The following is a 2975-nucleotide window of genomic DNA, read 5'->3' on the forward strand; positions in this document are numbered from 1 at the left end:
GGCCGTGTGGCCCGCCCGCGGTCAACTTACTTCTTGTCCTTCTTGATCATCGCGTCGATGCGCGCAGCGCGGGCTTCCGAGCCCGGGTGCGAGGACATCAGGCCGCCTTCGCTGGACAGCTTGCGGAACATGCTGGCCAGTGCCGCCGGGTCGTAGCTGTGGCGCTTCATGAACTGGTAGCCGTACTCGTCCGCCGCGCTCTCTTCCTTCTGCGAGAACTGCGCGTTGACGAAGCCTTCGGCCAGCTCGCCCAGCTGGCCCTGGCTGAGCTGGGTCAGGTTGCCATTGCCCGAGGCGGCCAGGCCTTCGCGGCCAGCCGAGGCGAGCAGGGCCGTGCGCATCTTGGTCTTGCTGTGCCCCAGCTTCACGTGGCCGATTTCGTGGCCGATCACGCCACGCACTTCGTCGTCGCTGGCCATGTCCATCAGGCCGGTGTAGACGCGCACGCAGCCGTTGGCCATCGCCCAGGCGTTGACGTCGGCGGTGCGGTAGACCTTGAAGTTCAGGTTCAGGCCGTCCTCGTTCGCCAGGCCCTGGGTGATCTTGGCCAGGCGCTGGGCATAGGGATCATTGCCGGCAACCACCTGGTTGTCCTTGTCCATGTAGGTGCAGGCCTGGTCTGCGGCGGCCGAGACCTCGGCGTCGGACAGGGTCAGCGCCTTGCCGGCCTTCATGCCGGTGCTGGTCAGGCCCTTCAGGTCGATGGCCGAGGCATTGGCGGCCAGCAGGCAGGCGGCCAGGCAGAGGGTGGAACGCATGATCGTCATTGAATTGATGCTCCTTGGATGGGAATGGACCGCGCGTCCCCCTGTACCCGCGGCGGTCGGGAAGTCTACCGGCATCGTGCGGGTCCGTGTCCAGGCGCGGGACCACCGGGTTCGGGCCGCCTCGCCGCGGCCGGGCGGCTGCGGTATCATTTGCAGTCATCTTTTGAATGCATGACCGCCGACATGATCGAACTGAATCCTGTCCGCCAGCGCATCACCGATCTGACCGATCGCGTGCTGTCGCTTCGGGGGTATCTTTGACTACGACGCCAAGAAAGAGCGTCTTGAAGAAGTAACGCGGGAGCTGGAAAGCCCCGACGTCTGGAACAACGCCGAGTACGCCCAGAACCTGGGCCGCGAGCGTTCCAGCCTGGAAAAGACCGTGGACGGCATCGCCTCGGTACTGGACGGCCTGACCGACGCGACCGAACTGCTGGAGCTGGCCGAGTCCGAGCAGGACGAAGACACCGCGCTGGCCGTGGTCGCCGACCTGGACAAGCACCAGGCGCACGTCGAGAAGCTGGAATTCCAGCGCATGTTCTCCGGCGAGATGGACAATGCGGCGGCATTCGTCGACATCCAGGCCGGTGCCGGTGGTACCGAAGCCCAGGACTGGGCCGAGATCCTGCTGCGCATGTACCTGCGCTGGTGCGAATCGCGCGGCTGGAAGACCGAGCTGATGGAAGTCTCCGGCGGTGACGTTGCCGGTATCAAGTCGGCCACGCTGCGCGTGGAAGGCGACTATGCCTATGGCTGGCTGAAGACCGAAACCGGCGTGCACCGCCTGGTGCGCAAGTCGCCGTTCGACTCGGACAACCGCCGCCACACCAGCTTCACCTCGGTGTTCGTGTCGCCGGAAATCGATGACAACATCGACATCACCATCAACCCGGCCGACCTGCGTACCGACGTGTACCGTTCGTCCGGTGCCGGTGGCCAGCACGTCAACAAGACCGAGTCGGCGGTGCGTATCACCCACATCCCGACCAACATCGTCGTGGCCTGCCAGACCGGCCGCAGCCAGCACCAGAACCGCGACAACGCGATGAAGATGCTGGCCGCCAAGCTGTACGAGCTGGAAATCCAGAAGCGCAACGCCGAGAAGGATGCGGTGGAAGCCACCAAGTCCGACATCGGCTGGGGCAGCCAGATCCGCAACTACGTGCTTGACCAGAGCCGTATCAAGGACCTGCGTACCGGCATCGAGCGTTCGGACACGCAGAAGGTGCTCGACGGTGACCTGGACGAATTCGTCGAGGCCAGCCTGAAGGCCGGCCTGGCCGTGGGTTCCAAGCGCGTCGATGCCTGATCCACGCGCCTGCGCGGATATCATCGCCTTCCGCAACGGAGGGCGATGATGCGCAGCGAAAGTGAACGCAAGGAACTGGGCGGCTTCCTCAAGGCCTGTCGCGCCCGTGTCGACCCCACCACGCTCGGCCTGCCGGCCGGGCGCCGGCGTACCCCGGGCCTGAAGCGCGAGGAAGTGGCGCTGGCGATCGGGGTCAGCGTCAGCTGGTACACCTGGATCGAGCAGGGCCGCGAAGTGCGCGCCTCGCCCGAGGTGCTGGAGCGCCTGGCGCAGGTGCTGCGCATGAGCGACGACGAGCGCGCCTATGCCTTTGCGCTGTCCGGTTACGGCGTGCCATTGGAATCGCCGGACGAGAGCGTGACCGACGGCCTGCGCCAGCTGGTGGCGGCGATGCAGCCGATCCCGGCCTACGTGCGCAACACCCGTTTCGACATCCTGGCCTGGAACCCGGCCATCGCCGAGCTTTTTGTCGACTACAGCCAGCTGGCGCCGCATGAGCGCAACACGCTGCGGCTGATGTTCCTGTACCCGCCGTACCGCACGCTGATCCTCAACTGGGAAGAAATGACCCGCGGCCTGCTGGCAGGCTTCCGTGCGGCGATGGCGCAGGCGCCGGACAAGGCGCCGTTCCTGGCGCTGGTCGAGGATATCGCGGCGCACAGTGAAGAGTTCCGGCAATGGTGGCCGGGGCACGACGTGCGCCGGTTCGACGAAGGTGCGAAGAAGCTGAACCATCCCACGCGCGGGTTGCTGGACCTGCAGTACGTGGCGCTGGTGCCGGAGAGCCGGCACGATCTTTCGCTGGTGACCTACCTGCCGCGGAAGTAGGGGTGTTCGGCAGGGCTTGCAGCCCTGCACCCGCAGAGGCCGAAGCGACAGCAACAGCAACAGCAACAGCA

Annotated in this window: 3 protein-coding genes; 2 read left to right on the plus strand and 1 reads right to left on the minus strand. The window is 65.7% G+C overall.

Annotated elements, in window-relative coordinates; translation table 11 throughout:
- Positions 1–26: 26 nt before the first annotated feature.
- Entirely contained in the window at positions 27–767 is a 741-nt protein-coding gene (locus O0J73_RS22020) for a M48 family metallopeptidase (RefSeq protein ID WP_080374907.1), read from the minus strand.
- Positions 768–950: 183 nt separating this feature from the next.
- On the opposite strand from O0J73_RS22020, the gene prfB reads away from it, so the two are divergent.
- Positions 951–2076 (plus strand): peptide chain release factor 2 gene (gene prfB, locus O0J73_RS22025; RefSeq protein ID WP_308309641.1). Its coding sequence is split into 2 segments (ribosomal slippage): positions 951–1025 and positions 1027–2076, totalling 1125 coding nucleotides; the frame shifts between segments, so codons are not numbered across the junction.
- 45 nt (positions 2077–2121) lie between these two features.
- Complete coding sequence (locus O0J73_RS22030) at positions 2122–2904, plus strand: helix-turn-helix transcriptional regulator (RefSeq protein ID WP_308309642.1); 783 nt, start codon at positions 2122–2124, stop codon at positions 2902–2904.
- The last annotated feature ends 71 nt before the right edge of the window (positions 2905–2975 follow it).

This window comes from Stenotrophomonas sp. Sm6012 (assembly GCF_030985895.1).
Taxonomy (GTDB): Bacteria; Pseudomonadota; Gammaproteobacteria; order Xanthomonadales; family Xanthomonadaceae; genus Stenotrophomonas; species Stenotrophomonas forensis.